Below are 23,104 nucleotides of genomic sequence, written 5' to 3' on the forward strand. Positions count from 1 at the left end.
AGTTTGGCCAATTGTAGGCCAAACTGTTTTATTTTTTCTCTTCTTTAATTTTAATATTTGCTTGTTTATAAAAAGCAATTTTTTCTGTATTATAAGACTTCGTAAATTCATTAAACTTGTCTTTTTCTGATTCAATATCTTTATAAGACTGATTTACTACTTTTACTTTTTCACTAATATCTTTTAATTTCGTACCTTTATCTTGTAACATTGTATATAATTCTTTTTCTTGTTTTAACGATTTATTATAGCTATCATACATTTTGTTAAATGAATCATGTCGTTTCTCATATGTGCTTTTCACTTTATCCGCTTGATCTTTCAATTTCTTATCTTCAATTTTCTTCACATATGTATCTGCCGATTTCACTTCTTCTTGTGCCTTATTTAAAGATTCTTTTTCTTTTTTAAGCACTTTTTCTCGTTCATCTGTATTTTTCACTGCTTGGTTTAGTTTTTCCTTAACAGTTTGATTATTATCTTTTCCTTCTTGAACAATCTGGTTATATAATTCTTGTCCCTCTTTCTCTAAAGTTTCAAGTTTTTTTGCATCTTCAAACATTGTTTTTTCTTGCTTTGCAGCATTTTCAAATGCAACATATAATTCCTCTTCTGGTTTCGGCCCGAAACAACCCGCTAGTAAAGTCATTGATAATGCAGTTACAATTGCTAATTTACTATATTTCAACATCTTTTTCCTCCTACTTATATACGATCATCGTGTAAAAAGCTATGAAATTATATAACCTTCTATAAACTCCACACTCGCACCTTTTTCACGAAAATCATTCATATTGTTTATAATGCTTGTACAAATTGTATTACTTGAAATTACATTTTCCGTTTTTGAACTAAATAGCAGTTCCATATCCATCTTTTACTTGGCACTTTTTAAAACCTATTGATATTATGTATTACACAAAAGTACAACGGAATTCATCACAACCATAATAATTTGAAGAACAACAGTAATCATTCACCTGATAAAAGATGTTCGTTGTTCTCACACGTCTATCATTCTATCATTCCCTTTCCCGCTTTCTATCAAATAATCTCTTCGTTCATTTTACACAGTATAAATGCTATCTTGCAACAACTTACAATTATTCTTGCCATTCCCTAAAAAGGAAAAGTGTAGAGTATACTTTCCTCTACACTTTTAAAATGAAACACATTGTGCAAAATGCATTGACACATCCATCATAATTATATGCCTATTTCATATATTTTTAAAGACTTTTATTACAAAAAAATGTTACAATAAAAACTTCTTCATATCATATTTCTTCAAATCAAAATTTCACTTATTTTTTTACAAATTTCTATGCTGGTACAATTGATTTTGTGCCTTTCTTAACAATTCTTCAAACGTTTTTCCTTCTATAGGATAGCTAGCAGCCCCAAATAATAGAGTCATACTTAACAAACCATTTTCTATTTCACTTTCAATATTTTTCATTAATCGGTTTGTTATTGTCGACTTTTCATGTCCGTTATCAATCGCCACAATCACATACTTATTTTCATCCCACTTCGTAACGACATCGCCTTTACGAAGTGTCTTTACAATCGTGCTCTCCAATTTTTGTACTAACACCTCCAATTTTTTTTCTTGCACTGTTTCTTTTAGCCCTTTCCATTCTTTCACAGAAAGAATGTACACTGTAATATTATGAGAATCTCGTTCTGATAAAGCAGCTACTTTCTCAAAAAAATCAACTACAAAATCATTACTTGCCATTCCTCCTACTTCCGTATCCATACGCCCACTCGCTTTTTTATCATACAAATGTCCAAAATAATAGCTGAGTATCATTTGCAATATATAAATAATAAAGACGGTATAAAATGATCGCGAATCCAGTTTTGTAATTACATCCTGAAGCGCAATCCATTCTGTAACTGCCACTGTATTCCCAAGTAATAATCCACTAATTTTCCCTTTATGTTTCATACTTCACCTCCCTTCTATACCAATATATGTTTCTATAACAATTATGTTTTTCTACAAAATAAAAAATGTACATATTGAGTGTACATTTCCGCTTAAGCTTGTCTACCATTTCTATTCTATTCTATTTCATATATATGCCATGCATCATTTTAGAAATATGGTGACCTACATGCTACAAAAGAAAAATCTATCAGATATTATACGTTTACTATCGGGGTTTCTGTAGTCGCTAAAATTACTATTTAATTCTTTCGGAGTAAACTTCATTACATACAATCAAATCGACGCTATTGTAAATATGGATCGAACAAAAAAGGGAATCAAAAAGGAACCTTTCATACAGGTTCCTTTTTATCATTGCCGTACAACAACTTCATTTGTTTGCAACGGACCATATGATACTCCGTTATATTGAAATGTATATGTAGCCTGAAATAGTGTGTTTTTGAGTTCTTTATCTTTATTTGCTTTTATTTTACAAATTAATTCTACCTTCTCATTTGGTAATAAATTATCGATTCTCCACCTTACAAGCTGGAACAGAAACTCGCTCATCCCCTTATCAACCTTTAATGAATTTGGAATATAGGCAAAATAATCTCGAATCATATGACTTACTACAACTCGTGAAATCATTTCCATTCCTTTATTTTCAACTTCAATTCGAATAATAAGTATGTCGTTTACATCATAGGTCAGTTCATATGAAAATTTTTCTTTATACATACTACGGATTTGTAATGTAACTGCTACGTTAGGACATTCATTTTCCTTTTTTGAGCCATCAATCCATAATACCGGTTGTAGCGGTATTGAACGCCTTCCTTGATCCGGAATTCGTTTCCATATTTTCATAATAATATTCACCCCATTTCAGATGCATCATATCCATACGACCTTATTCTGCCTCTCTACACAATATTAATAAAGCTCGTTACAAACGATATATAGTTATTACTCTTCCTTTTATCCTATTCGACAAAGTAAAGAAAAAACCATTTTTCATCTGTTAACAGCAGGTATTCTTACTGAAATATTTTTTTACAATTTCCTTCATTGACTTTTTACCAATACTAAGTATTACTCACTCTTTCGCTGTCCATACAACAGAATATTTTGACGGAAGAAAAAGTTTGCCTTTTAGTCAAACTTGACTATAATATTCTTTATGGCTTTGTCAGTGCACTTGTGTAAATTGATTTTTAAAAATATATTTATAATTTTTATGCGCTGCACTCAAAACTTAATATAGTTTACTTATTATTAAAGGAGGATTATCTTTGGAATCTCAATTATCAAAAAAAGACTCCAGCAAGACAAAATTTGTTGTTGCGGGTTTACTACTTGGTATTTTAATGGCGGCAATGGATAATACAATCGTTGCAACAGCAATGGCAACAATCGTTGGAGACCTAGGGGGATTTGACAAGTTCGTTTGGGTCACGTCTGCATATATGGTAGCAACAATGGCAGGAATGCCTATCTTCGGAAAACTTTCTGATATGTACGGACGGAAACGCTTTTATATTGGTGGCCTTATTCTTTTCTTGTTCGGTTCTGCACTTTGTGGAACAGCATCTAGTATTGAGCAATTAAGTATTTATAGAGCAATTCAAGGAATTGGTGGCGGAGCTCTTATGCCTATCGCCTTCACTATTATGTACGACATATTCCCACCAGAAAAGCGCGGAAAAATGACAGGGCTATTCGGTGCTGTTTTCGGAACATCTAGTGTATTCGGCCCTTTATTAGGTGCTTATATTACAGACTATATAAGTTGGCACTGGGTCTTCTATATTAATATTCCATTAGGACTTATCTCCTTCTTCTTCATTACGAAATATTATAGTGAATCTCTAGAATTTAGAAAACAAAAAATTGATTGGGCTGGCGCTATTACACTTGTTATTAGTATCGTTTGCTTAATGTTCGCATTAGAACTTGGTGGTAAAGAATACGCATGGGATTCCACTGTGATTATCGGCTTATTTACAACAGTTGTTATTATGCTTATTATTTTCTTCTTCGTAGAACGAAAAGCAACCGAGCCTATCATTTCTTTCCATCTATTTAAAAAACCTTTATTCGCAGCTAGCCAAGGTGTTGCCTTTTTCTATGGTGCCGCTTTTATCATCTGTACAGTTTATATCCCAATCTTCGTTCAAGGTGTTCTCGGTGGTTCAGCCTCAAATGCTGGATTAATTTTAACACCTATGATGATTGGCTCTGTAATTGGAAGTCAAACGGGTGGACAGTTAGCTTCTCGAACAAGTTATCGTAACATTATGATGGCATCTGGCGTTTTCTTCGTTCTTGGCATTTATTTACTAAGCACTTTAACAATGGACACACCTCGCCTACTCGTAACACTATTTATGGTTCTCGCTGGACTTGGTGTTGGTTTCTCATTCTCAGTTTTAAGTATGTCTTCGATTCACAAATTAGAAATGAGAGACCGTGGTTCTGCTACATCAACAAACTCATTTTTCCGTTCACTCGGTATGACTCTTGGTGTAACAATTTTCGGTACAATTCAAAATCATATTTTTACAGATAAACTAAACACTCTCTTCCCACCTGAACTAGCAAAATTAGCTCCAAAGGGTGGAGACACAAGTTTCTTATTATCACCAGGTGCTACCGATAAAATACCAACTGAAATATTAACTGGTATTAAAGAAGCTCTAGCTACATCTATTGCCAGTACATTCTTCTGGGCACTGATCCCGGCTGTACTAAGTATTATTTGCATTTTACTTATGGGAAATGAGCGTCTTTTTACAGGACCAAAAACGAAACAAAAACAAAAGCAGGTAAGTTAGTATAGAAAAAAGAAACGGCATACCCTTTATGAAAAAGGGTATGCCGTTTATAATATATAAAGTAAATCTTTGATCAGTAAGGAACCATTCCTACTGGTTATTATCCCTCACCAATCGGGATCAAGTTTCTATATACAGGAGAAAGAAACAGTAAACAAAAACATAGACAAAAGTGTGCATATATAGCAAAAAAGTAATTATGAAACAATATAAACCAAAAGAATTTTCAGAAATGCTTAATGTCTCTGTTAAGACATTGCAAAGGTGGGACAATCAAGGTGTTTTAACTGCTTACCGAAACCCAAAAGGAAGATATTTTGTATCTGTACTTTGCGAATTGGAAGAAATGGCAACAAAGTTAGCACTCAATAAAATAGGTCTAGGGATTGATTTAGGAGTGAAGGATTTTGCTACACGTAGCGATGGTATCGTTCATGAAAACATCAACAAAACAATAAAAGTAAAAAAGATAGAAAAACGGTTAAAACGTGAACAACGCTCTTTAGCACGTAAATTTGAAAATCTAAAAAAAAGAGGTGAAAAATCTGTTACTAATAAAAGAGTGAATATAGATAAAAATGTTCTTAGAGTGCAAAAGTTGCATGCTCGATTAGCGAATATTCGAATAGAATATGTAAAGTCTATTGTAACGAATGTGGTGAAAACCAAACCAACGTTTATTACAGTGGAAGATTTGAATGTGAAAGGTATGATGAAGAATAAACATTTATCTAAAACAATTGCCAAGCAGTCTTTTTTTACTTTTAAAACGTGGCTTTTGACGAAATGTGAGGAATATGGAATTGAATTACGTCAAGTAGACCGGTTTTATCCATCGTCAAAGTTATGCTCATGTTGCAGTCAAAAGAAAGCGGATTTAAAGCTATCTGACCGAGTATATACATGTGAATGTGGCAATGTAATGGATAGAGATTTGAACGCAGCGATCAACCTTTTACAAGCAAAAGAATATACAATACTAACGTAAATAGTTTGTATATATGTACGGTGGGCTACATCGGAATTTACGCCTGTGGAGTGTCACAGCAAACTGTAGTAGCAAGTGATTAGCAAGGCAGGGCACGTAGAAGCAGGAATACTCTAAGAATATACATTTGTCTATATTTTTAGTAGCAGTTGAGACAGCATGAGCATGAAATTAGTCATTCTCGGCTTACTACTCGAAGGAGATAAACATCCATATGAAGTGCAGCACATAATGAAAGAACGACAAATGGACTGTTACATTAAATATGCAAAAGGATCACTTTACTATGCCTTTGAGCAATTAGAAAAACAAGGGGCAATTCGTGTTACAACTATTGTTCGAGATACAAATAGACCAGATAAAACAATTTTTCATATAACAGACGAAGGTAAGCGGTTATTTCACACATTACTATTAAAACAATTCGAGGCAAAAAATCAAATATATAAACCGATTTATTCGGCACTCTCTTTCACTCATTTTGGTAATGATGAAGAGTTAGTTCCTATTTTAGAAAAAAAGAAAAATGACACCATTCAATATTTACATAATATGCAAACTATATATGATAGTAGCAAAGGACACATCCCACGTGCACAGCGATATATTTTGCAAAGCGTTATTGAACATATTACAGTCGAATTGCAATGGTTAAACACCCTTCTTGCAGATGCTGTTGCCGGGCGACTTTCAGAAATTGATATAGATACGGATTAAACTTTTAAAATAGAAACTGTAAAATGACAATATAGTTATTTTATTTCAAAGTCTAAAACAAGTATAACCCCATTCTAATTTAGGTTGGGGTTATGCTTGTTTAATTTTCTATATAAGATAAACCAATTATTTAATAACATAACTGGCATCTTATGTATGTATAGGTACCCATTTCTTTATAAATTTAATTGCACTTTATTTCAATTTTCCTCATGTTTCTTCACTCTAAAAAATCAGAAAAATACAAATAATTAAAATAAAAAACTTTAGAATTTTCTTATTTCAAAACAGTAGACAAAATTCCAAAAATTGTGTTAGAATTTGTTTCAATATCATATCGCTTGTTAAATTCCTTTCAAAAGGAAAATGGGTACACGAACAGTTTGTTTCGTGTTTAAAAGGGAAGCTTGGTGAAACTCCAACACGGTCCCGCCACTGTAAATGCTGAGATTTCTTTTTAATGCCACTGTGAAAACGGGAAGGTGAAAGAAATCATATGAAGCATAAGTCAGGAGACCTGCCTGTTTTAACAACACTGATAGATTCACGGATGATGATGAGGTGTTAAAACAAAAAGGAAGGCTTATTTTCTATGCCTATATGCTTTTTGTTATAGGTATTTCCTAGTAAACGGAAATGCTTACTTTCAATTAGGGAGGAATTTGAAATGGCAATTCAAACAAGTAACTTAGGTTATCCACGTATCGGACTACAACGAGAGTGGAAAAAAACATTGGAAGCTTTTTGGTCTAATAAAATTGATGAAGAACAATTTTTAACAACAATGAAAGAAATTCGTCTTCAACACGTTAAAGCACAGCAAGAAAAAGGGATTGAACTTATTCCAATTGGCGACTTTACATATTACGATCACGTTTTGGATACTGCTTATATGCTAGGATTTATCCCATCACGTTTTTCTCAGTTTACATCTTACCTTGATGTATATTTCGCAATGGCGCGTGGCTCTAAAGATCACGTAGCTTCCGAAATGACAAAATGGTTTAACACAAACTATCATTATATCGTTCCAGAATATGAAGAGGGATTACAAATCTCTTTAAAAGATAATCGTCCACTTCGCTTATACGAAGAGGCAAAACAAGAATTAGGAGTAGATGGAAAACCTGTTATTTTAGGACCATATACTTTCTTGAAATTAGCTAAAGGCTATACACAAGAGCAATTTGCTACTATTTTAAAACAGTTAGTTGCACCTTACGTACAACTGCTTTCAGAACTACATGCAGCTGGTGCACAAATCATTCAAGTTGATGAACCGATTTTCGCTTCTTTAACGAAAGAAGAAGTTCAACAAGCAAAAGAAATTTATGAAGCTATTCGTAAAGAAGTTCCAAATGCGAATCTTCTTTTACAAACATATTTTGATAGTGTAGAAGAAAACTATGAAGAAATCATTACATTCCCAGTATCAAATATTGGATTAGATTTCATTCATGGTAAAGAAGGTAATCTACATGCTATTTCAAAATATGGATTCCCAGCTGATAAAACTTTAGCTGTTGGTTGTATAGATGGCCGTAACATTTGGAGAGCCGATCTTGATGAAGTTCTTACGTTATTTACAACGTTACAAAAACAAGTCCAAACGAAAAACTTCATCGTTCAGCCTTCTTGTAGCTTATTGCATACGCCAATCGATAAAACAGAAGAAACTCACTTATCGACTGAGCTATTTGACGCGTTGGCATTTGCAAATCAAAAATTAGAAGAGTTAGTTCTTATTCATTCCGCTCTAACTCAAGGTACAGAAAGCATTCGTAATGAGCTGGAAACATATCGAAATGTACATCATACAATTCGTTCATCTGCTGCACGTAACCGAGAAGATGTCAAAGCAGCACGAACAGCACTAAAAGAAGAAGATTTTTCACGACCTCTTCCATTTGAAAAACGATATGAATTGCAACAAGTTGCTTTGAAGTTACCGTTGTTACCAACAACAACTATCGGTAGCTTCCCGCAAACAACTGAAGTTCGCCAAACGCGAAAAGAATGGCGTAACGGTGTTATTTCAAATGAACAATATGAACAATTTATTGAAAAAGAGACAGAAAAATGGATTCGTTACCAAGAAGAAATTGGTCTTGATGTTCTTGTACATGGTGAGTTTGAAAGAACTGACATGGTCGAATATTTTGGTGAACGCCTTGCTGGTTTCTCATTCACTAAAAACGGTTGGGTGCAATCATACGGTTCCCGCTGCGTAAAACCACCTGTTATTTATGGTGATGTAGCCTTTATTAACGGAATGACTATTAAGGAAACTGTTTATGCACAAAGCTTAACAGAGAAAGTTGTAAAAGGCATGTTAACTGGACCTGTTACGATTTTAAATTGGTCCTTCGTTCGAAATGACATTCCAAGAAAAGAAGTTTCATATCAAATTGCATTAGCTCTTCGTCATGAAATTGAACTACTTGAATCTTCCGGAATTCGAGTAATTCAAGTCGATGAGCCAGCACTTCGTGAAGGAATGCCACTAAAAGAAAAAGATTGGGACGCTTATATTACATGGGCAGTACAATCCTTCCTTTTAGCCACTTCATCTGTAGCAAATGAAACACAAATTCATACTCATATGTGTTACAGTAACTTCGAAGATATCGTTGATGCGATTCGCGCATTAGATGCAGATGTGATTTCTATCGAAACATCAAGAAGTCACGGTGAATTTATTGATACATTAAAACATACAACATATGAAAAAGGCATCGGTCTAGGTGTATATGATATTCATAGCCCACGTGTACCAAGTAAAGATGAAATGTATAAAATCGTAGAACAATCTTTAAAAGTATGCGATCCTAAATATTTCTGGATTAATCCTGATTGTGGTTTAAAAACGAGAAGAACAGAAGAAGTTATTCCAGCTTTAGAGCACATGGTGCAAGCGGCAAAAGACGCTCGTTCCTTGCTAAAAACAAACGCATAATAAAAATGGGGTATCCTTTTTGAGAATACCCCATTCTTTATTCTTTACTTTCAAAAAAGAATTCATATTGTATTTTATATAATTCATCATCCGTTGGTTCTTCAAGGGGTGTTGCCTGTAATACAACCGTATACTCTCCATTTGGAATAGGAATTTGAAATTTATTTGAAAGAATACTTGTTACAACGATACATTCATTTTCAACTGTAAAAGGAACTGTAACCGTTCTAATTACTTCTTCTTTCTCAATATGTTTCCCTGGGGTCACTTTTACTTCACAAGTATAATCAGAAAGTGCTTCAAAAATAACAGTTCCATCCGTCTTCGCATAACCTCTCTCAAAATCTTCATCCGTCCAGTCAACGTAAGGCTGATCACCGTCATAGTTCATCAACATTAATTGCGAATACGAAATTGTTAACTCCATCGTTTCCCTCCTCCTTCATTATGAAATATACAACTACTACTTTACGTCAAATTTTACACGCGTACCATCTGGGTATTTATCTAACTTATTTCCTACCCAAGAGCCTGCTCCGCGATTATCTGCTGGACTTATATATTCGATGTGCGCTCCTTTTCCGCCTTCTTTACACATCGCCATTGGCCATTCATCACGATCATACCCTTTTTTTGATGGGTATGGAGCTAACGATAATTTTCTTCTATCCGCAGCGCCACCACGGTCGATTGTACACACTTCTGAATGCCCTTCTTTTATAGCATCCGTAATATGTTTCCCTGTCTCTGGGTATCGATCTTTCGGAAATTCTAGAACTTGATCATACGCATTTGTTTTTTTAATACTTGTTTCCTCTGGAACAAGCACTTCATACACCGCTACTACAATAGAAAGAATTGCAATAATTGAAATGATAATACCTTTTAATTGCTTCATGTATACCTCCATGATTCTACCAGTTTCTTTTCCTCAGTTATTATAACAAACTTCTCCTGTATATGTTTTCAGACATTATTTTAGCTCTTCTTCGCCATTCCGCCAAAAACTCTCATTTTTCTTCATCTTTTCACTAATGCTGTAGAAAACTAATAACCTTCCGACATTCTTTTTCAAAGGAAGTCCTCATAAAAGATTGAAATGATATATACGATACTTTTTGGGGAGGAAATATTATGGAAGCTACCTATAAAACGAAAGATGTGACGAATAAAACAGGCATCCCAAAACATATAGTCCGCAAATATAGTCAACTGTTAGAAGAACATGGTTATATAATTTCCAAAACAGCTGATGCTCGTATTTATAAACTTGATGATTTAAAACTATTGAAATCTATACATGAAAGAGCTGCTACATTGCAGGAAGATATTTCAGAAACGATACCAATTATTTTAAAAGAAAAAGAGGCCCCACCTGTACCAGTTATACAAAATACGCAAGAAATACAACCGAAAGAAAAAGAAGATGGGCGCAACTTCGAGGAATTCATGTTAAAACTTGAAATGCTCGCTCAACTAAATGAAGCCATTATTCATCAAAATTCTACCCTTATTACCCAAAATCGTTTAAAAGATGAAAAGCTAGATGAGTTGATGCAACAAGTTTATGTAAAAGAAGGATCTCAGGAAAAAATGCTACAAGAGTTAGTGGATCATGCCGCTCAAACAGATGCTCTGCAAAAAGAAAAGATGGACTTATTAATGAATCATATGTATAAACGAGAATCTAAACAAGAAGAAAAAATGAATAAACTCGTAAATCAAATTTATAATAAAGATAGCAACCGTGATGCACAACTTATGCAAGTAATTCGCGAAATTCAAGAAACAAAAAGATTAGTCGCCGCTTCAAAAGAACAAAGCTTTTTCCAATCATTTAGAAGTTTATTTAGCCGAACAAAACAAGAAAAAACAACTGAATAGCATAATATATTTTTTCTAATATAAAATAAAAAGTTACCTTCTATCGGTAACTTTTATTCCTTATTTCTTACAGCTGGCAATATAATAATCGCTTCAGTTCCTTTCCCACTTTCACTTTTATATTCCAGCGTACCATTATGCGCTTGTAAAATACTAAATGTTACCATTAGTCCTAATCCTGTCCCTTTTTCTTTTAAAGAATAATACGGTTGTCCGAGCCTTGCTAATTGTTCTTTCGTCATTCCAACACCACTATCTTTAACTCTTATTACAATCGTTTCATCTTTTTGTATAGCCGTTACTTTTAAATATCCTTTATTTCCTTGAATTGCTTCAATACCATTTTTAACAACATTCATAATGGCTTGCTTCAATTTCGTTTTATCACCGATCGTATAAAGACTTTCAGAAATCTCAACTTGCAAATATACACCTTGCATCGCTGCAAATGATGACATAAGAGTCGTCATTTCTATTAATTGAGCTGATAAGCAAATATGTTCTTTTTTCTCAATTTGTGGCCTTGCTAAATTTAAATAATCTGAAATAATTTGTTCTGCCCGGTCCAATTCAGCTAATACGAGACGCATATAATCCTTGTTCTTCACATCTTCCGTACTTTCTAGCAATTGAATAAAACCACGAACAACAGTGAGCGGATTTCGAACCTCATGTGCAACACTTGCTGCTAACTCACTTACAATATTAAGTTTCTCTGACTTTTGCATCTCTGTACGTAGTATTGCATTTTCATTTAAATATTCTGTTAAGTACACCTGAAATACCATTGTCATAACCATAATAAGCGAAGCAAATATATATCCGCTATATAAGTGTGAAACATATGGTGTAAACCCCGTTTCTAACAGAACGTTAATCATACCAATCACTAAAGAAACAAGTACGTACAATGATGAAATCATAAATGCTAAAATTAGCTTCTTATCCCTTGAAAATAGAGACCATTTCTTTGATAAAAATAATGGAACTATCAATAGAAATATTACTTCTATGACTGGAAGAAGGTTTATGCCCTTTAGCGCCCATTCATAGATAACAAAAATAACGGCCGGGATTAAACCAACAATCCCACCATATAAAAAACCACTAACAATTGGGATTGGGTGAAAGTTATACCCGCAAACGTCCCCAAAACAAATAGAATATGTCATAGAGAGAACGAGTGTAATGCTAGATAAAAACATAATAAAGTAGCGGTTCGGCTTCGGAGGCATTTCTTGATAACGATTTAAACGAATCGCTTCGTATAAAAATAGTGGCAAAATAATGATTGCAATTTGGATCATTAAATCACGGATAAGCTCCATAGCCTCTCATCCCCTATATGTATTTTGATATGATTATATCATTTTACAGGTTTGTTTGTTTTAAAATTTTGATTTTTCTTAACATATTTGTTAATTCTTTGTTAACAACACATAATAATTGTTACAGATTTTCGAAATGAATGTAAACCCTGTACCAAATTTCTGCCCGACAGTATACAATGAATACGGATTACAAAGAAAATAAAAAATACTTCATAAGACGGACAACTATAGCAAAATACAGCATATAATCCATACTATCTATGTTTACAAATAAGTGATCATTATTTTAGTAGGAGGAAGATAAATATGGCGGGTACTACGCTTGTTTTAAAAGAAGAAAATTTGGTCGTTCTAGAAAACGTTGAAAAATCAGTGTATGAAGAGTTACAGCATAAAACAGGAGAAGAAAATTGCACATGCGCTGTGAATGAATCAGTTGTTCACCTTGGCAAAGTATCCTCTGTACTTTGGAATGAAGATGAAATAGATTGGGAATACGGATATTAAAAAGTCGCTTACAGCGGCTTTTTTCTATTATTCCTCTCTTTCTACATACCATATACGCAAGCGAAATGATAGAAAATATGTTAAAATGAACTTAATTTTCAAACGGAAGAAAGGGAGATACAATGGAACAATTCATTAACCCTAGAGTAAAGGACATCCAAATTTCTGGAATCCGTCAATTCTCTAACATGATTCAAAACTATGATAATCTTATCTCTTTAACAATTGGACAACCTGATTTTCCTACACCTTCTCTCGTAAAAGAAGCGGCAAAACGGGCTATTACAGAAAATTATACAAGCTATACACATAACGCTGGTTTACTAGAGTTACGCAAGGCAGCTTGTAACTTTGTAAAAGATAACTATGATTTACATTATTCACCTGAAAACGAAACCATCGTTACAATCGGTGCTAGTGAAGCAATTGATGTTGCATTTCGAACGATTTTAGAGCCAGGAACAGAAGTCATTTTACCTGCCCCTATTTATCCAGGGTACGAACCGATTATTCGATTATGCGGCGCAACACCTATTTTTATCGATGTTCGTGAAACTGGCTTCCGTTTAACAGCCGAAGCACTGGAAAAGGCCATTACAGAAAAAACAAGATGCGTCGTACTGCCGTATCCTTCTAATCCAACTGGTGTAACTTTATCAAAAGAAGAACTACAGGATATTGTAGATGTTTTAAAAGATAAAAATATTTTCGTTCTTTCTGATGAAATTTATAGCGAACTTGTATATGAACAAACACATACATCGATCGCTCATTTCCCAGAAATGCGTGAAAAGACTATCGTCATTAACGGTTTATCAAAATCGCATTCTATGACTGGCTGGCGTATCGGTCTATTATTCGCACCAAACTATTTAGCTGGGCATATATTAAAAGTTCATCAATACAACGTAACGTGCGCTACTTCAATCGCTCAATATGCTGCAATTGAAGCTTTAACAGCTGCTAAAGATGCACCAAAAATGATGCGTCATCAATACAAAAAACGACGTGATTACGTATATAATAGACTCATTCAAATGGGCTTAACAGTTGAAAAGCCAACAGGTGCATTTTACTTATTCCCATATGTTGGCCATTTAACATCTTCATCATTTGATTTTGCACTTGATCTTGTGAAAGAAGCTGGACTTGCCGTCGTTCCTGGAACAGCATTCTCTGAATATGGTGAAGGCTACCTTCGCTTATCCTATGCATATAGTATTGAAACTTTAAAAGAAGGCTGTGACCGTTTAGAAGCCTTTCTACAACAAAAAGCTAAGAGTTAAACTCTTAGCTTTTTTTATGCATAATGATCGCAAGTTTGACGCTTCAGTAATTTATGCGGAATAATGATACACTTTGCAGTAGACTCCGCATTCTCTACTTTATCAACTAAAGCTTTTGCTGCCTCATATCCTAGCTGATATATATTCACGTCAACTGTTGAAAGCGGAGGACTCGCAATTTCTGATAATAAAGCATTATTAAAGCTTACAATTGAAACATCCTTCGGTACAACGAATCCTTTTTTAGAAAGTGCACTTAGCACACCAAGTCCAATCAAGTCATCCGTTGCCATAATTGCTGTCGGTGGTTGCTTTAGCCCCATTAATTCCTCCACGGCTTGTTGACCACTTTCTCTTGAAAAATCAAAATGTAAAATATACTCTTTCGGCAATACAATGTCTGCTAATTTTAAAGCATCACTCATACCAGCCAAACGATCTCTCGTCACAAGTAAATCTGATCCACCGCCGATGAACGCGATTTGTTTATGACCTAATGAAATCAAATATTCTGCTACTTCTCTTGCAGCTGTATAATTGTCATTATCTACATATGTAATTTCTTCTTTACGATCATATGGTTTCCCGATTAATACGAACGGGAAATTTTGTTTATGTAAATATTGAATAATCCGATCATTCTCTCTTGAATATAAAAGAATAATGCCACCAATTTGGCGCCCCTGCACCATCTTTACAACACCATTAAAAATTTCATCTTCCGTTTCACCTGTCGACATATAAAGCGCATACCCTTCCACATGTGCAAACGAACTAATCCCTCTTATAACTTCTGGGAAAAACGGATTTTGAAAAGCTTTACTTGCAGAACTTGGCATAACAAGGCCAAGTGTTTTTGTTGTTTGGTTAGCTAGGTTTCTTGCGTTTAAATTAGGATGATACCCTAGTTCACTCATTACTTTCCGAACACGACGCTTTGTTTTTTCACTTATACTTGGATTATCAGCAATTACACGAGAAACGGTAGATGGTGCTACATTCGCCTTCTTCGCCACATCTTTAATTGTAACTGTCATAAAAATCCCCTCCTTTCACTTCTCTGCCATTTTATATATTTTCATCTTGCACCCGTTGCAAGTAATAGGGGAAGTCATAAACTTTCATTGATTCTATCTTGTAAAACCTATCATATTCTCCCTCTCCATGTATTGTAAGGGATAGAGCTCTTTTTTCCTATACTATAATATACTATTTATTTCACTTCTTTTCATATGGGATGTCAAATCTCTTTTCATCTCCCTATAAAATGTTTTATAGGAAGATGAAAAGAAAAATGGGACATAATGTCCCATTTTTCATCCTTTCGTACCTCCAGCAGTTAAACCAGAGATAAAGTATTTTTGTAGTGATAGGAATAAAATTGAAATTGGGATTGCAATCAATACGGAACCCGCTGCGAACGTTGTAAATTCATTCCCAAATTTCTTCGCCACCATTTCATATAATCCAACTGCTAACGTATAATTTTCTGGTGTGCGCAAAATAATACTCGCTAAAATAAAATCTGTAAATGGGCCGATGAAAGTAAATAACGCTACAACCGCTACGATTGGCTTTGCAAGTGGCATAATGATTTGCCAAAAAATACGAAAATGTCCTGCTCCATCCATACGAGCTGACTCATCCAATTCTTTCGGGATCGTATCAAAATACCCTTTCATAAGCCATGTATTCATTGGAATTGCCCCGCCTACATAAATTAAAATTAATGCAAGGTGTGTATCAATTAATCCTGTTAACTGTGCTAATACGTATAAAGCGATTAACGCTGCAAAGTTTGGAATCATTTGCAAAATTAAAAATGTTAATAAACCATTTTTTCTTCCAACAAAACGGTATCTCGAAAATGCATAAGCAGTAAAACTAATTGCTAACACTGAAAAAATCATCGTTAAAACACTTACTTTTAATGTGTTTTTATACCATAGTAAATAATTACTATTCTCTAAATCTAATAACTTACGATAATGATCTAGCGTTGCATTTTGCGGAATAATACTTGATCCAGATAAACTATCACCCAGATTAAACGATGAGCCAATAATCCATAATAATGGATAGAAAATGATGGCACACATTACGAAAATAACGAGATAACTTAATGAGAGACGTAACATCTTTTGTCTTTTAATATTCATTTACATCATATCCTCTTCTTGGAATGATTTTGTTCTCTTAAATTGCCATAACGCAACTGTAATAACGATTAACGATAAGATCATTGTAAGAGCTGCTGCTTTTCCGTACTGCGCGGAAGTCATCGTTAACTTATAAATCCATGAAATTAAAATATCTGTTCCACCTGCGTCTTGTCCAGCTACAGCAGGACCTCCGCCGTTAAATAGATAGATGATACTAAAGTTATTAAAGTTAAACGTATATTGCGTAATTAATATTGGTGCTGTTGCATATAGAACAAGTGGCAATGTAATTTTACGAAACTGTTGCCAAGCTGTAGCTCCATCTACTGTAGCCGCTTCGTATAATTCTCCTGGAATCGATTGCAGTATACCTGTTGTCATTGCAAAGACGAACGGGAATCCAAGCCACGTTTGAATCATAATTAAAGCAATCTTCGCCCAAAATGGATCTGTCATCCAAGCAATCTTTTCAATTCCGAATAAAGCTAATACTTGATTGTTAATCGCTCCAAATGTTTCATTAAACATACCAGAGAAAACAAGAATAGATACGAATGCTGGGACCGCCCACGGTAAAATGAAGATTGTTCGAATAATCGCCTTCCCTTTAATACCAGGCTGATTTACGATAATCGCTAAGAAAATACCAAGTGCAACTTGTAATGTCGTTGCAACGAATGTCCAGATGACAGTCCAAGAAAATACACTTAAAAACGTTTCTCTCCACATCGGTAATGTAAAGATATCAATAAAGTTTTTAAATCCTACCCAATCTACTAATTTAGCTGGAGGAGAATGATATAAATCATAGTTCGTAAATCCAATTAAAATTACGAAAATGATTGGAAATACAACGACAAAGATAAGTAATAAAAACCCTGGTGAAACCATTAAATACGGAAAACCTTGGTCTAGTAAATTACGGTATTGCTCTTTTACAGAGTTTAACGGTGTTCCTATATCCCGTTTCTTTCCGTTTTGGTATGCATCATATAAATTAAATGCATATATTCCGAGTCCAAACACGATGACAATGAGTGCCAAGATTCCTTCTACTAATAGAAAGACAGAATGGTCACGTGGAACTTCTGTACCAAGCGTTACAATTCCCCATAATCCCATATTTAATAAATCAGCAAAGGCTACAATAAATGAACCTGTTAATACTAGAAAAATAAGACCTTTTACAAATTGTTTATTATACATTTGACCCACGCCTGGAATGATTGATAACATGGTTGCCATTTTCCTATGTTTTGAACCGTTTAAGCCGTTTGCTGGTTCCATAGATGTTTGCATGTTCCTTCCCCCTTTTTTCTTGGGAGAGAATTCGTGCCCCTCATATTAGAGGCACGAATTTCACCTTATTTTTTCTTACTATGATTTGCCTCAATATTACCTTTAATTTGCTTCACTGCATTATCAAGTGCTGCTTTTGGTGCCTCTTTATCCGTAACAACTAATTGAAGCGCATCTCCAGCTGGTTTCCATACTTCTTGCATTTCTGGAATGTTTGGCATTGGAATTCCATTTTCAGATTGTGTTGCAACTGCTTTTGCAGCTTCGTTATCTTTAATAATTGGATCTTCCATTACTGCTTTTACTGGAGGAATTTCTTTCGTCTTCTCAAATCGAATTTTTGCGTTTTCTTCATTCGTTACCCATTCAGTGAACTTTGTAGCTAAATCATTTTGTTTAGAGAAACTTGTTACATGCCATCCTTTAACCCCAACAAACGTTTTCATTGGTTGACCATTTGGTAATTTCGGCATTGGAGCAACGCCATAATCAATTCCGTTCTTTTCCATTGCTTGGAACGCCCAAGGGCCGTTCATGATAGATGCTGCTTTTCCTTCATTAAATAGCCCATCAGCAGCAGGTCCACCAGATTCACCGATAATACCTTTCGGGAATAACTTTTCTTTGTACCATTTTTGAAGATACTCAGCACCTTGTACTGCTCCGCTATTATTTAATCCAACATCACTTGCATTTGGCTTTCCATCTTTTTCACCAAACACATAACCACCCATACCTGCCATGAATGCATTAGCAAAGTAGAAGTTATCTCCTAATGCTAAAAATCCGTACTTGCCATCTTTCGTAAATTCTTTTGAGAAGTTAAACAGCTCGTCCATCGTTTCTGGCGCTTTTGGCATTAGTTTTTTATTGTAAATAAAGACTGGTGTCTCAATTGCTTTTGGTAAACCATATAATTTTCCGTTATATGTCTGTGCTTCTATTGATGAATCAGTAAATTTACTCTTTACAGCATCATCAGCTTTCACTTCAGAAAGTAAACCTTCTGTTACTGCATTTCCGATTTGATCATGTGGCAATGTTACAACATCTGGTCCCGTCCCCGCTGGTCCATCAAGGCGTAACTTCTTCACTTGATCTGTCATTTGCATTTCAACAACTTTTACTTTTACTTTATATTTTTCCTCAAAGCTTTTCACTGCTGGTTCTAAACCAACACCTTTTTTATCATCTTCCCAAACGAGTAAATCGTAATCTTTCTTTGCTTTACTTTCTTCTTTTTTCCCTGAATCTTTCGGTCCACATGCAGATAACATACCAATTGCTAATGCTGAAACCGTTAATAATGATAATGCTTTCTTCATCCCAAAAACCTCCCTGAATTGTATATGTACCTTACTAATTGAAAACGTTTGCATTGAATAGTTTAATAGAAGCGCAAACGATATCTCAATCTATGAAAACGTTTGCGCTATTTGTCTATCATTATACATTCTTTTATTCATTTTGCAAATATTAATTTTAAAAATATTATTACTACACTCTTTATAGATTGACTTTATATGAAATGAATACTACTCTTATAAGCAATATTAAAGCTATGCAAAAAGCAATCGTTTGCAACATATGCTTTATTATTATACTTAAGGGAACAATATGCATAGAGATAGTAAAGGGGGATTTTTTATATGCTTAAAGACGCCATCTATCATAGGCCAAAAGATAATTACGCATACGCTTACGATGAAAAAACGATTCATATCCGAATACGTACGAAAAGAGACGATGTTCAAAGCACCAATCTTATTTATGGTGATCCTTATGAATGGACAGACGGGAAGTGGATTTCTTCAAGTGCACCAATGAAAAAAACTGCTTCTACTGCATTATTTGATTATTGGTCCATTTCCATCGAGCCAAAATTTAAGCGCTTACGTTATGGATTTGAATTAAAAGCAGAGACAGAAACGCTTATTTATGCAGAACGCGGATTTTTTTCTAGCATTCCAAATGATGACGTTGGTAACTTTTTCTGTTTTCCATTTATTCATGCAAATGATGTATTCAAAGCACCTTCCTGGATTAAAGATACTGTTTGGTATCAAATTTTCCCAGAACGGTTCGCTAATGGAGATCATACGTTGAATCCAGAAAACACCCTTCCTTGGGGAAGCGCTGAACCAACTCCAACTAATTTTTTCGGCGGAGATTTTGCTGGTATTATGCAAAACCTCGATTACCTTGTTAAGCTTGGAATTTCGGGAATATATTTCACACCTATTTTCAAAGCACATTCAAACCATAAATATGACACAATTGACTACATGGAAATCGATCCGCAATTTGGCACAAAAGAAACATTCAAAGAACTCGTTGAGGCATGTCATACACACGGTATAAAAGTAATGCTCGATGCCGTATTCAATCACAGTGGATACTTTTTCGATAAATTTCAAGACGTACTAGAAAATGGTGAACAGTCAGCATATAAAGAATGGTTTCATATTCATGAGTTCCCAATTAGAACTGAGCCACTTCCGAATTATGATACTTTCGCGTTTACACCGTATATGCCGAAATTAAACACTGCACACCCGGATGTAAAAGAATACTTACTTGAAGTAGGGCGTTATTGGGTAAAAGAATTCAATATAGACGGTTGGCGCCTTGATGTAGCAAATGAAGTCGACCATAAATTTTGGAGAGAGTTCCGAAGTGAGATAAAAGCATTAAATTCTGAAGTATATATTTTAGGAGAAATTTGGCACGATGCACTTCCTTGGCTACAAGGAGATCAATTTGATGCTGTAATGAGCTACCCTGTTACAAACGCTCTACTGTCTTACTTTGCTAACAATTCCATTAAGGCAAATGAATTTATGAAACAAATTATAGAATCTCTACATTCCTACTCTATGAATGTAAATGAAGCAGCATTTCATTTATTAGACAGCCATGATACACCAAGAATATTGACAACATGTAACGGAGATAAAAATAAGTTAAAGTTACTTTATGTATTCCACCTTTCTTTCATCGGCTCTCCTTGTATTTATTATGGAGACGAAATTGGTATGGATGGCGGTATGGACCCCGATTGCCGCAAATGTATGGTTTGGGATACGAAAGAACAAGATCATCTATTATTTACACATGTACAAACATTAATTTCGTTACGAAAGCAATATAAAGCATTTGGAGGACATGGTACTTTCCAATTCATTGAAGCAAATGATGAACATAATTATATTTCTTATACAAAAACATATGAAGATGAAACTATCTTTTTCGTTTTAAATCCGACTAATAGTGATATTACAGCTTCACTGCCTCTCCATGTTACTGGAAAGAAAATCATTAATATTTATACAAACGAAGAATTTTCAGCGGAAGCAAGTGTATTACAAGTTACACTTCCTCCATATGGATTCTCCATATTAAAATGGTAACCAAAAAAATCCTTATACCAAAGTGGTATAAGGATTTTTCTTATTTCAATTTGAACACGATTGCTTCATACGGACGTAATGTCATGTTATCTATCGGTCCATTCTCTACGTCGTAATTGTGTATAAATAACTCTGCTTCACTATAACTAATGTCCTCAGGCAATTCAAATACACATTCTTCCGCAGTAAAGTTTGCAATAACAAGAAGTTTTTCTTCTCCATACGTTCTTACATATGCAAAAATAGATGGATTATTCTCCAATATTAAATCATATGATCCATACACAACTATTTCGTTATTTTTGCGTAACTCAATTAGTTTTTTATAATAATAAAAAATTGAATCTTTATTTTGGATCGCTTGTTTCACATTGATTTCTTTATAGTTAGGGTTTACCGTAATCCAGGGCTCACCTGTTGTGAATCCAGCATGATCTTTATCATCCCACTGCATCGGTGTTCTAGCATTATCTCTGCCTTTTATATAAATAGACTGCATCACTTTATCTATATTTTCACCGCGCTCTATCACTTTTTCCTTATACATATTTAATGTTTCAATATCTCGATATTCATCAATCGATTCAAATCGAACATTTGTCATTCCGATTTCTTCGCCTTGATAAATATAAGGTGTTCCTTTCATCATATGAAGCACCGTCGCTAACATTTTCGCAGATTCAATGCGATACATTCCATCATTACCAAAACGAGATACAACACGAGGCTGATCATGGTTATTCCAATACAGACTATTCCAGCCTGTATGTTCTAATGCTTTTTGCCACTTCGTTAAATTCTCTTTTAAAGTAAGAAGTGAACATGGTTTTACATCCCATTTTCCGCCTTCTCCTGAGTCTAAATCCATATGTTCAAATTGGAATACCATCTGCAGTTCTTTTCGTTCTTCCCCGGTATACAATTTCGCTTCTTCTGTCGTTACACCAGGCATTTCACCAACCGTCATAATATCATAATGAGACAATACTTCTTCATTCATTTCATGTAAATATTTATGAATGTTTGGACCGTTCATAAAATACTTATGACCTGAAACATACCCCTCTTCTTCTGTTTCAACAGCTGGTAATCCCTCTTCTTTAGAAATAAAATTAATAACATCCATACGGAAGCCATCAATTCCTTTTTCTAACCAAAACTTCATCATTTCATAAACATCTTGTCTTACCTTTTCATTATCCCAATTTAAATCTGGCTGTTTTTTAGAAAACAGATGTAAATAATATTCATCTGTCATTTCATCATACTGCCATGCAGATCCGCTAAACGCTGCTCCCCAGTTATTCGGCTCTTTTCCTTCTTTTCCAGGGCGCCATATATAGTAATCTCTATATTTATTATCTTTTGATTTACGTGATTCAATAAACCAATTATGTTCATCAGAAGTATGATTAACAACTAAGTCCATCATAAGTTTCATATTACGTTCATGCATTTCATGTAATAGCTCATCCCAATCTTCCATTGTTCCGAACTCATTCATAATTTTACAATAATCACTTATATCATAACCATTATCATCATTTGGAGATTCATAGACTGGTGATAACCAAATTACATCAATCCCTAATTCTTTTAAGTAATCTAACTTTGAAATAATACCGCGAAGATCCCCGATGCCATCACCGTTGCTATCCATAAAGCTACGAGGATAAATTTGATATACTACACTTTCTTTCCACCACTGTTTTTCCATTATGCTACCCCATTTCATTCATAATTCGATTTTCTCTTTTTAAAGCGCAAACGTTTTCATTAATGAATGAT

19 protein-coding genes, 1 pseudogene and 1 riboswitch are annotated in these 23,104 nt (G+C 34.4%); of the genes and pseudogenes, 9 read left to right on the top strand and 11 right to left on the bottom strand.

Annotated elements, in window-relative coordinates:
• Positions 1 to 28 precede the first annotated feature (28 nt).
• Together PDQ33_RS08645 and PDQ33_RS08650 are read right to left on the bottom strand one after the other, a co-directional pair.
• A complete protein-coding gene (locus tag PDQ33_RS08645) occupies positions 29 to 691 on the bottom strand; it encodes a YkyA family protein (RefSeq protein WP_061132253.1) in 663 nt (220 codons plus the stop codon).
• 621 nt (positions 692 to 1,312) lie between these two features.
• Positions 1,313 to 1,954, bottom strand: coding sequence for a diguanylate cyclase domain-containing protein (locus PDQ33_RS08650; protein WP_270755344.1), 642 nt, complete (start codon positions 1,952 to 1,954; stop codon positions 1,313 to 1,315).
• Between the two features lie 169 nt (positions 1,955 to 2,123).
• On the opposite strand from PDQ33_RS08650, the pseudogene PDQ33_RS08655 reads away from it, so the two are divergent.
• A pseudogene (locus tag PDQ33_RS08655) lies at positions 2,124 to 2,369 on the top strand (hypothetical protein).
• On the opposite strand, the gene PDQ33_RS08660 reads toward PDQ33_RS08655, so the two are convergent.
• Positions 2,309 to 2,809, bottom strand: a complete 501-nt coding sequence (locus PDQ33_RS08660) for a hypothetical protein (protein WP_000708168.1) — start codon at positions 2,807 to 2,809, stop codon at positions 2,309 to 2,311. The pseudogene PDQ33_RS08655 and the gene PDQ33_RS08660 overlap by 61 nt on opposite strands.
• A 425-nt stretch (positions 2,810 to 3,234) precedes the next feature.
• On the opposite strand from PDQ33_RS08660, the gene PDQ33_RS08665 reads away from it, so the two are divergent.
• The 4 genes from PDQ33_RS08665 to metE all read left to right on the top strand — a co-directional run bounded on the left by PDQ33_RS08665 (position 3,235) and on the right by metE (position 9,437).
• Entirely contained in the window at positions 3,235 to 4,776 is a 1,542-nt protein-coding gene (locus PDQ33_RS08665; protein WP_061132251.1) for an MDR family MFS transporter, read from the top strand.
• Between the two features lie 199 nt (positions 4,777 to 4,975).
• Entirely contained in the window at positions 4,976 to 5,764 is a 789-nt protein-coding gene (locus tag PDQ33_RS08670) for an RNA-guided endonuclease TnpB family protein (RefSeq protein WP_074543989.1), read from the top strand.
• Between the two features lie 159 nt (positions 5,765 to 5,923).
• Positions 5,924 to 6,481, top strand: a complete 558-nt coding sequence (locus PDQ33_RS08675) for a PadR family transcriptional regulator (RefSeq protein ID WP_002193785.1) — start codon at positions 5,924 to 5,926, stop codon at positions 6,479 to 6,481.
• 351 nt (positions 6,482 to 6,832) lie between these two features.
• Positions 6,833 to 7,020: riboswitch (cobalamin riboswitch) on the top strand.
• Positions 7,021 to 7,148: 128 nt separating this feature from the next.
• Complete coding sequence (gene metE, locus PDQ33_RS08680) at positions 7,149 to 9,437, top strand: 5-methyltetrahydropteroyltriglutamate--homocysteine S-methyltransferase (RefSeq protein ID WP_001007596.1); 2,289 nt, start codon at positions 7,149 to 7,151, stop codon at positions 9,435 to 9,437.
• A 37-nt stretch (positions 9,438 to 9,474) separates the two neighbouring features.
• Here metE and comJ read toward each other — a convergent pair whose 3' ends face one another.
• Together comJ and nucA are read right to left on the bottom strand one after the other, a co-directional pair.
• Complete coding sequence (comJ, locus tag PDQ33_RS08685) at positions 9,475 to 9,864, bottom strand: competence protein ComJ (protein WP_000424017.1); 390 nt, start codon at positions 9,862 to 9,864, stop codon at positions 9,475 to 9,477.
• A gap of 36 nt (positions 9,865 to 9,900) precedes the next feature.
• On the bottom strand, positions 9,901 to 10,335 hold the full coding sequence (gene nucA / locus PDQ33_RS08690; RefSeq protein ID WP_000811499.1) for a DNA-entry nuclease: 435 nt from the start codon (positions 10,333 to 10,335) through the stop codon (positions 9,901 to 9,903).
• A 236-nt stretch (positions 10,336 to 10,571) separates the two neighbouring features.
• Here nucA and PDQ33_RS08695 point away from each other — a divergent pair, with 236 nt between their 5' ends.
• On the top strand, positions 10,572 to 11,321 hold the full coding sequence (locus PDQ33_RS08695; protein WP_000388462.1) for a DUF3967 domain-containing protein: 750 nt from the start codon (positions 10,572 to 10,574) through the stop codon (positions 11,319 to 11,321).
• A gap of 53 nt (positions 11,322 to 11,374) precedes the next feature.
• Here the strand turns inward: PDQ33_RS08695 and kinB are convergent, their stop codons facing one another.
• Complete coding sequence (gene kinB / locus PDQ33_RS08700) at positions 11,375 to 12,649, bottom strand: sporulation sensor histidine kinase KinB (RefSeq protein WP_000420384.1); 1,275 nt, start codon at positions 12,647 to 12,649, stop codon at positions 11,375 to 11,377.
• A gap of 309 nt (positions 12,650 to 12,958) precedes the next feature.
• On the opposite strand from kinB, the gene PDQ33_RS08705 reads away from it, so the two are divergent.
• Both PDQ33_RS08705 and PDQ33_RS08710 read left to right on the top strand, forming a co-directional pair.
• The gene (locus PDQ33_RS08705) at positions 12,959 to 13,159 is read left to right on the top strand and encodes a hypothetical protein (protein WP_000929285.1); all 201 of its coding nucleotides are present in this window, start codon (positions 12,959 to 12,961) and stop codon (positions 13,157 to 13,159) included.
• 122 nt (positions 13,160 to 13,281) lie between these two features.
• Positions 13,282 to 14,445 carry an aminotransferase A gene (locus tag PDQ33_RS08710; RefSeq protein WP_000434564.1) on the top strand — a complete coding sequence of 388 codons (1,164 nt, stop codon included), beginning with the start codon at positions 13,282 to 13,284 and terminating at the stop codon, positions 14,443 to 14,445.
• A gap of 14 nt (positions 14,446 to 14,459) precedes the next feature.
• Here the strand turns inward: PDQ33_RS08710 and malR are convergent, their stop codons facing one another.
• The 4 genes from malR to PDQ33_RS08730 form a co-directional block, all read right to left on the bottom strand.
• Positions 14,460 to 15,482 carry a maltose operon transcriptional repressor MalR gene (malR, locus tag PDQ33_RS08715; RefSeq protein ID WP_000219043.1) on the bottom strand — a complete coding sequence of 341 codons (1,023 nt, stop codon included), beginning with the start codon at positions 15,480 to 15,482 and terminating at the stop codon, positions 14,460 to 14,462.
• A 279-nt stretch (positions 15,483 to 15,761) separates the two neighbouring features.
• Positions 15,762 to 16,604: a maltosaccharide ABC transporter permease MalD gene (gene malD / locus PDQ33_RS08720; protein WP_270755355.1), complete on the bottom strand. Its 843-nt coding sequence runs from the start codon at positions 16,602 to 16,604 to the stop codon at positions 15,762 to 15,764.
• Positions 16,605 to 17,906, bottom strand: coding sequence for a maltosaccharide ABC transporter permease MalC (gene malC, locus PDQ33_RS08725; protein ID WP_001194989.1), 1,302 nt, complete (start codon positions 17,904 to 17,906; stop codon positions 16,605 to 16,607).
• Positions 17,907 to 17,971: 65 nt separating this feature from the next.
• A complete protein-coding gene (locus PDQ33_RS08730) occupies positions 17,972 to 19,231 on the bottom strand; it encodes an extracellular solute-binding protein (protein ID WP_061132249.1) in 1,260 nt (419 codons plus the stop codon).
• Positions 19,232 to 19,555: 324 nt separating this feature from the next.
• On the opposite strand from PDQ33_RS08730, the gene PDQ33_RS08735 reads away from it, so the two are divergent.
• Positions 19,556 to 21,316, top strand: a complete 1,761-nt coding sequence (locus PDQ33_RS08735; protein WP_270755358.1) for an alpha-glycosidase — start codon at positions 19,556 to 19,558, stop codon at positions 21,314 to 21,316.
• Positions 21,317 to 21,356: 40 nt separating this feature from the next.
• On the opposite strand, the gene malL is transcribed toward PDQ33_RS08735, so the two are convergent.
• Positions 21,357 to 23,033, bottom strand: a complete 1,677-nt coding sequence (gene malL / locus PDQ33_RS08740; protein ID WP_000415194.1) for an oligo-1,6-glucosidase — start codon at positions 23,031 to 23,033, stop codon at positions 21,357 to 21,359.
• Positions 23,034 to 23,104: the final 71 nt, after the last annotated feature.

This window comes from Bacillus cereus group sp. Bc031, from assembly GCF_027716265.1.
In the GTDB taxonomy this organism is placed as follows: domain Bacteria; phylum Bacillota; class Bacilli; order Bacillales; family Bacillaceae_G; genus Bacillus_A; species Bacillus_A paranthracis.

Coding starts and splice junctions, on each gene's coding strand:
- PDQ33_RS08645 (WP_061132253.1), bottom strand. CDS start 691: ATGTTGAAATATAGTAAATTAGCAATTGTAACTGCATTATCAATGACT.
- PDQ33_RS08650 (WP_270755344.1), bottom strand. CDS start 1,954: ATGAAACATAAAGGGAAAATTAGTGGATTATTACTTGGGAATACAGTG.
- PDQ33_RS08660 (WP_000708168.1), bottom strand. CDS start 2,809: ATGAAAATATGGAAACGAATTCCGGATCAAGGAAGGCGTTCAATACCG.
- PDQ33_RS08670 (WP_074543989.1), top strand. CDS start 4,976: ATGAAACAATATAAACCAAAAGAATTTTCAGAAATGCTTAATGTCTCT.
- PDQ33_RS08675 (WP_002193785.1), top strand. CDS start 5,924: ATGAGCATGAAATTAGTCATTCTCGGCTTACTACTCGAAGGAGATAAA.
- metE (WP_001007596.1), top strand. CDS start 7,149: ATGGCAATTCAAACAAGTAACTTAGGTTATCCACGTATCGGACTACAA.
- comJ (WP_000424017.1), bottom strand. CDS start 9,864: ATGGAGTTAACAATTTCGTATTCGCAATTAATGTTGATGAACTATGAC.
- nucA (WP_000811499.1), bottom strand. CDS start 10,335: ATGAAGCAATTAAAAGGTATTATCATTTCAATTATTGCAATTCTTTCT.
- PDQ33_RS08695 (WP_000388462.1), top strand. CDS start 10,572: ATGGAAGCTACCTATAAAACGAAAGATGTGACGAATAAAACAGGCATC.
- kinB (WP_000420384.1), bottom strand. CDS start 12,649: ATGGAGCTTATCCGTGATTTAATGATCCAAATTGCAATCATTATTTTG.
- PDQ33_RS08705 (WP_000929285.1), top strand. CDS start 12,959: ATGGCGGGTACTACGCTTGTTTTAAAAGAAGAAAATTTGGTCGTTCTA.
- PDQ33_RS08710 (WP_000434564.1), top strand. CDS start 13,282: ATGGAACAATTCATTAACCCTAGAGTAAAGGACATCCAAATTTCTGGA.
- malR (WP_000219043.1), bottom strand. CDS start 15,482: ATGACAGTTACAATTAAAGATGTGGCGAAGAAGGCGAATGTAGCACCA.
- malD (WP_270755355.1), bottom strand. CDS start 16,604: ATGAATATTAAAAGACAAAAGATGTTACGTCTCTCATTAAGTTATCTC.
- malC (WP_001194989.1), bottom strand. CDS start 17,906: ATGCAAACATCTATGGAACCAGCAAACGGCTTAAACGGTTCAAAACAT.
- PDQ33_RS08730 (WP_061132249.1), bottom strand. CDS start 19,231: ATGAAGAAAGCATTATCATTATTAACGGTTTCAGCATTAGCAATTGGT.
- PDQ33_RS08735 (WP_270755358.1), top strand. CDS start 19,556: ATGCTTAAAGACGCCATCTATCATAGGCCAAAAGATAATTACGCATAC.
- malL (WP_000415194.1), bottom strand. CDS start 23,033: ATGGAAAAACAGTGGTGGAAAGAAAGTGTAGTATATCAAATTTATCCT.